General features: G+C 67.7%; 8 protein-coding genes. 5 read left to right on the forward strand and 3 right to left on the reverse strand.

All coding sequences use genetic code 11. From position 1 onward, the window contains the following. Position 1: 1 nt before the first annotated feature. Positions 2–679: a TetR/AcrR family transcriptional regulator C-terminal domain-containing protein gene (locus VFG33_RS05765; RefSeq protein WP_325023162.1), complete on the reverse strand. Its 678-nt coding sequence runs from the start codon at positions 677–679 to the stop codon at positions 2–4. A gap of 123 nt (positions 680–802) precedes the next feature. Between VFG33_RS05765 and VFG33_RS05770 the strand changes: the two genes are divergently transcribed. Beyond that, on the forward strand, positions 803–1162 hold the full coding sequence (locus VFG33_RS05770; protein WP_325023164.1) for a hypothetical protein: 360 nt from the start codon (positions 803–805) through the stop codon (positions 1160–1162). A gap of 6 nt (positions 1163–1168) precedes the next feature. On the opposite strand, the gene VFG33_RS05775 is transcribed toward VFG33_RS05770, so the two are convergent. Both VFG33_RS05775 and VFG33_RS05780 read right to left on the reverse strand, forming a co-directional pair. Continuing rightward, complete coding sequence (locus VFG33_RS05775; protein WP_325023166.1) at positions 1169–1999, reverse strand: class I SAM-dependent methyltransferase; 831 nt, start codon at positions 1997–1999, stop codon at positions 1169–1171. Between the two features lie 46 nt (positions 2000–2045). Then, the gene (locus VFG33_RS05780; RefSeq protein WP_325023168.1) at positions 2046–3665 is read right to left on the reverse strand and encodes a RecQ family ATP-dependent DNA helicase; all 1620 of its coding nucleotides are present in this window, start codon (positions 3663–3665) and stop codon (positions 2046–2048) included. Between the two features lie 288 nt (positions 3666–3953). Here VFG33_RS05780 and VFG33_RS05785 point away from each other — a divergent pair, with 288 nt between their 5' ends. From VFG33_RS05785 to VFG33_RS05800, 4 genes are all read left to right on the forward strand, one after another. Then, complete coding sequence (locus VFG33_RS05785) at positions 3954–4751, forward strand: SDR family NAD(P)-dependent oxidoreductase (RefSeq protein WP_325023170.1); 798 nt, start codon at positions 3954–3956, stop codon at positions 4749–4751. Further along, positions 4732–4923, forward strand: coding sequence for a hypothetical protein (locus VFG33_RS05790; RefSeq protein WP_325023172.1), 192 nt, complete (start codon positions 4732–4734; stop codon positions 4921–4923). Before VFG33_RS05785 ends, VFG33_RS05790 begins: the two co-directional genes overlap by 20 nt. A gap of 21 nt (positions 4924–4944) precedes the next feature. Continuing rightward, on the forward strand, positions 4945–5670 hold the full coding sequence (locus VFG33_RS05795; RefSeq protein WP_325023174.1) for an LmeA family phospholipid-binding protein: 726 nt from the start codon (positions 4945–4947) through the stop codon (positions 5668–5670). Positions 5671–5752: 82 nt separating this feature from the next. Beyond that, a partial coding sequence (locus VFG33_RS05800; RefSeq protein ID WP_325023176.1) for an FAD-dependent oxidoreductase occupies positions 5753–6152 on the forward strand: 400 nt, incomplete at its 3' end.

The raw sequence follows: 6152 nt of genomic DNA on the forward strand, positions 1-6152 counted from the left end.
GTCAGGCTGCGTCGCGCAGCCGCTCGAGGCCGTCCAGCAGCAGGTCCAACGCGAACTCGAACTCGAACTGGTCATCGCACCCAGGGCCGACGACGGATCCCCCCTCATGGGAGATCGCCGAGACCAGTTCGGTGAGATGGGGAAACCGCTCAGCCACCTCGGGCGGCGGCGCGGCCGGTTCCTGATCAGTGGCTTCGAACAGCTCCTGGGAGAACCCGAGCAGTCGGCTGCCCATGGCGTGCAACGCGTGATGGGTCAGGTCGATCGTGAAGCCGCCGGCCCGGAAGATCCCGATCATCGAATCCATGTACGCCATCACCGCAGGGGTCGGATCACTCCGCGACTCGATCACCAGGGAGGCCCACGGGTGGCGCAGCAGCATCCGGCGGGCTGACAGCACCCGCCGCCGGATGGTCGTCTTCCAGTCGGCCCCGTCGGCAGGCGGGTCGATCTCGCCGACGATGGCATCGACCATCTCGTCCAGCAATTCGGACTTGTTGGACACGTGCTTGTACAGCGCCATCGGCACGACACCGAGGGCATGCGCGATCTTGCGCATGCTCAGTGCGTCGACGCCGCCTTCATCGGCCAGCGCGACGGCGGCGGCCAGGATCCGCTCCTTGCTCAGGGGCGTGCGGGGCTGCGTCGCGGCGTCGAGCTGCGTGGCTATGTCCACCATCACCTTTCGTCTGCGGCGGGCCTCCGGACCGGGCCGTTTCCCTTGACAGGTGTACGGCGTCCACCTAGATTTTACCGTAGGTGTACGCCGTACGCCTCTCTTCTGAAGCATGGGGTGCGGGCCATGGTAACTTCCGACTTCCGTGATGAAGCCTCCGCCGCGTACGGCGCCCGCAAGGAGCTGGGTCCCGAGTACGAGAGCGCCGTACTGGAGTCCTTCGTCGCCAACGCCGCGGTATCCATCGACCAGCGGGTGGACGACCGGTTGGCGCAGCGCGGGGTCGGCAGGCCCCCGCAGAAGAAGGAGCAGCAGCCGGACAACTCCTACGTAGCGGTGCCGGTCTTCTCCCTCCTCTTCGGGGTGGTCGGCACGATCTGGCTGACGGCCGGCGCTCACGCCGAATCGGACGCCGTGTTCGCCATGTGGTTGGGGATCACGCTGGTCAACATCGTCTTCGCGCGCCTGATCAAAAGCATGCGCTAACGGGGGTCATCGCGTCCCGGAGGCCACCTTCACGGAGACCGGGAGGTCGAACCCGCCGCCCGCGACGGCGTACTCCTCGATGTTGCGCTCGTAGGCGGACCGGATCCGCGCCAGGATGTCCTCGGGTTGGTCGAAGATCAGCGCTCGCGTCCGGACGGTGCCGCGGGCCATCCCGTCCCACAGGTGGTCCGCGCTCTCGTAGTGGTAGCTGAAGCTGACGGTTCGTACGTCGACCTCGCGAAGACCGGCGGTCCGCAGGAGCCGGTCGAACTCCGACTCCTCGGCGAAGCGGAAGAACGGCGGACCGGGTGGCAGGTGGGGTAACGGTACGGCGCCAACCTCGGCGGCCGCGTCCAGCAAGACGCCCAGGATCCGTGCTCGCACAGGACTGTCCCAGGTCGACAACGCCACCGAACCGCCCGGCAGCAACACCCGGACGAACTCCGCGACCGCCCGCTCCGGACGCCCGAAGTGGAGAATCGCGAAGTTGCCGACCACCGCGTCCAGCGAGCGGTTCTCGAAAGGCAGGTGCTGGGCGTCGCCCTGCCGGAAGTCCAGTCCCGGATAGCGCCCGCGCGCGACCGCGATCATCTGCGATGACACATCCAAGCCGATCGGCGTCGCCCCGCGGGCCGCGCAGGCCGCGGCGACATGGCCGGGTCCCGATGCCACGTCCAGGACCCGGGTGCCCGGGCCGACGTTCCCCGCGTCCAGCAAGGGATTGATGACATGTGCGGTCAGCGGGAGGAACACGCCGACATACCCTTCCGCGCGCTGGTCCCAGCCCGCGGCCTCGAACGCGTCGAACGCGTCCGGATCCACTCCCTCGGTGCCCATACAGCCATGCTTGCGCTGAATGGTCACGAGCACATCAGGTCAGGGTTCAGCTTTCCGGCCCGAGGAGCTCGAGGAGATGGTTGTACGTCATGAAGGCGGTCCGGAGTTCCTTGTAGCCAACGCGGTCGAACAGCACCGTCATCGTGGTACCGCTGTAACGCTCGACCAGGCCTGGCCCGAAGGTCGGGTGCTTGACCCGGCTGCCGACCGGGAACGGCTCGTCGACGGCCGGCTCGGTCGTGCGGCCGGCCAGGTCGTTGTCGCAGTTGCCGCAGGGACCTTCGTACTGCTCCCCGAAGTAGCTGAGCAACCACTCGCGACGGCAGCCGCCGGACTCGGCGTACGCCGCCATCATCTCGACCCTGGAGCGGGCGACCTCGCGCCGATCGTGCTCGACCGCCGATGCGGCTGCGACTGCCTTCTCGACATCAGTTCGCGCGATGAGACGGAAACGGTGCCCGACGGTGACCACCCGGGCGTCCGTCAGCCGGCCGAGAGCGCGCTCCACCCGGGCTGCGCTGAGCCGGCTCGCGGCGGCCAGTTCGGCGATGTCCGCGGGGTGGTGCTCGTCGATCGCGGTGGCGACAGTAAGGAGATCCTCGTCGCTGACGCCACCTGAGGCGAAGAACCGGTTGAGTCCCAAGTTGGCGTGGCGGTAGAACAGCTCGATGTCGGCCGGCTCTCCGTCGCGACCCGCGCGGCCTATCTCCTGGTAGTACTCGTCGATCGACCCCGGCGCCTCGGCGTGACTGACCCACCGGATGTCCGGTTTGTCGATGCCCATCCCGAACGCGATGGTGGCGACGATGACCCGGTAGCGATCGGCCAGAAAGCCATCTTGTACTTCGCGGCGTTGCCGGGCGGACAGGCCGGCGTGGTAAGCCTCCGCGGATACACCGGCGACCTCGAGTTCAGCGGCCAACTCCTCGGCGTGGCGATGCGTGGCCACGTAGACGATGCCCGGTCCGCGCGACGATCGGACATGACTCAGCAGGCGGCGGCCCTTCGTCTCCTCGTCGGCGAACGTGAAGACCGAGAGGTTGAGATTCGGCCGGTCGAACCCACCGACCACCACGGCCGGAGTACGCAGTTCCAGCCGATGGATGATCTCGTCCCGGACCGGCGGCGAGGCGGTGGCGGTCAACGCGAGGGTCGGCGGCCGTCCCATCGCGCCGATGGCGGCGGCGAGTCGCAGATAGTCCGGCCGGAAGTCCTGTCCCCACTCGCTGACCAGGTGCGCCTCGTCGACAGCCACCAGACGAGGCCGGGAACTCGCGAGCAGTTCGAGTACGTCGGGATGCGTGAGCTGCTCCGGCGACAAGAGCACGAATCCCGGACGGCCTTCCGCCAGCAGATCGCGGGCCACTCGTTGGCCGCTGTGGTCACTGGCGTTCAACTCGGCGACCGCGACGCCTGCCGGGTGCTCCGACAGCGCACGCAGTTGATCACGCTGCAGAGCCACCAAAGGACTCACCACGATCGTCACGCCGCCCAACGCCAGCCCGGCAAGTTGGTAGATCGCCGTCTTGCCTGTCCCGGTGGCGAGAACGGCGAGCGTGTCCTGCCCCTCGAGCACGGCCCCGACCGCCTCTGCCTGGCCCGGCCGCAGCGCATCGAAACCGAGCCGATCGCGAGCGAGCGCAGCGATCTCCGAGGAGCTCACCATGCGCACATCATGCCCCACGCCGCGATTGTCGCCGTACTGCGAGCACGTGGCTGCGGCGGGTGACACCTTCGCCGTTCCGACCCGGATTCTTAGCAAATAGGGGCTTCATGGCGGATCCCAAACGCGAACTCAAGTCGTAGGCTGCAGCCCTGACACGGCGCACCGTGGGGGCGCGCTGCTGGGGGAACTGCATCAGGGGGTACTACGTCATGAGCGACTTTTGCCTGCCGAGTTCCGACTACGGCTGCTGCTCGAGTTCCTGCCGGACGGGGAAACCCGAGTGAAGCGATGAGCACGCTGAGCCGGATGCTCGTGTGGATCACCGGCGCCTCCGCCGGCATCGGTGCCGCCCTTGCGGCAACGATCCCGTACGAGGCGGAGATCATCGACATCTCCCGACGGGGTGGGACGCAGGGCACGCACCACGTGGCGGCCGACCTCGCGGACCCGGCCTCCTGGCCGGCGGTCGAGGAGGACTTCACCCGTCGGCTGGCCGGCTTCGACGGTGATCGGGTCGTCTTCGTGCACAACGCGGCCACGTTGACGCCGTTGGGACCTGCAGATGGCGTCGACACCGCGGAGTACACGCGGAACGTGCTGCTGAACTCGGCAGCGGCCCAGGTGCTGGGCCAGGCGTTCCTGCAGGCTGTGGTCGGTCTGAGCTGCGAGCAACACCTGATGATGTTGTCGTCGGGCGCTGCGCTGCGACCGTACGAGGGTGAGTCGAGCTACTGCGCCGGCAAGGCAGCGGTGGATCACTGGGTCCGAGTGGTGGGGCTCGAACAGCAACGGCGAAAGCCGGGTTGCCGGGTCATCTCTGTCGCGCCGGGCTCAGTCGACACAGCCATGCAGGCCGAGCTCCGGTCCAGCCACGACGACCTGCTCCCGAACGCCCGCCGTTTCCGCGAGCTCCAGGCCCGCGGCGGTCTGTCCAGACCGGAGGACGTCGCGCGCAAGATCTGGTCCTTGCTGAACCGGCCCCTCGAGAACGGCTCGGTCCTGCACATCAACGATGTGCCCGACCTTCCGGTCATACTGGACCCGCCCCGAGAGAAAGTGGTGAGCCGTGAGCGATCAGGAGCCTGAGGCGATCGCGGAGGTGGGTCCGGATCTGGCGTACGACCTCGCGCATGAGATGACTGAGGTCGGCGGTGCGGGTTCGGAGGGTCCGGAGGAGCGGGAAGCCGTGGTCACCGCGACACCGGAGTACGACGGGGACTACTCCTACGATCTGGCGCACGACGTTCCGCCCCAGTAAGGACTGACCAGGAAGGCTTTGATGAGTTCCAGCAGACCACGGCGTCGGCTCAGGGGGCTGGTGATCACCGTGGTGATCCTGCTCTGTCTGGGCTTCGTCGTCGACCGGCTGGCCGAGTCGTTCGCCGAGGACCGGCTCGCTGTCCTCGCGGAGGACGAGGCGGCGAAGTACGACGTACGGGCGGCTGAGACCTCGGTGGAGGTGGACGGCTTCGGGTTTCTGCCGCAGTTGGCCAGGGGCGAGTTCTCCGGGGTCACGCTGACCATGGACCGGCCGACCGTCTCGGCAATTCAGGCCGAGGACCTGACCGTGGCGATGAGCGGGGTGCATGTGCCGCGTGAAGCGCTCACCGGCGACTCGAACGCGACTGTCACGGTCGACTCCTCCGACGTTCGGCTGCGGTTGTCGCCGGATGCCCTGACCAAGCTGGTCGCCCGTACCAGCGGCCTGGACGGGCTGACGCTGCGGATCGCCGGCGGGAAACTGCAGGCTCAGGTGAGGATCCTGGGGCGCGACGTCAGCGCGACCGTCCAGCCGCAGGCGCAGAACGGCCGGATCAGGCTGGTGGTCGGCGAGCTGTCCACCTCGATTCCGTCGGCCATCCGCGAGGCGCTGACGTCGCAACTGGCCAAGGGCATCCAGCTCCCGGAGTTGCCGTTCGGTGCCTCGCTGAAGGATGTCGCGGTCGAGGGCCAGGCCGTCGTGCTCACCGCGACCGCTGCCAATCTCCAGTTGGCCGGGCCGTAGCAGCTAGCAGGAATGTGTCCGGCCATCGGTCGACCTAGCGTGAAAAGTGTCCCTCCACGACTTCGCAGGAGACACACACCAGATGCCCGATACCTACGACATCCTCGTCATCGGCAGTGGGGAGTCAGGTAAGTACCTCGCCTGGACGATGGCGGCCGCGGGACACCGTACGGCGGTGATCGAGCGGAGCCTGGTCGGCGGATCCTGCCCGAACATCGCCTGCCTGCCGAGCAAGAACATCATTCACTCGGCGAAGGTCAGATCCTTCACCCTGCGGGCAGCCGAGTTCGGGATCGAACTCGAGTCGGCCGTGACCAGCATGCGCGGAGTACAGGCCAGGAAGCAGGCGATGGTCGACAGCCTCCGGCAGTTCCACCTGGACCGGTACCAGGCGAGTGGGGCCGAACTGATCATGGGCGAGGCCCGCTTCGTCGGCGAGAGAACCGTCGAGGTCCGGTTGGCGGACGGCGGCCACCGCACCA

The organism is Kribbella sp. (genome assembly GCF_035687465.1).
In the GTDB taxonomy this organism is placed as follows: Bacteria; Actinomycetota; Actinomycetes; order Propionibacteriales; family Kribbellaceae; genus Kribbella.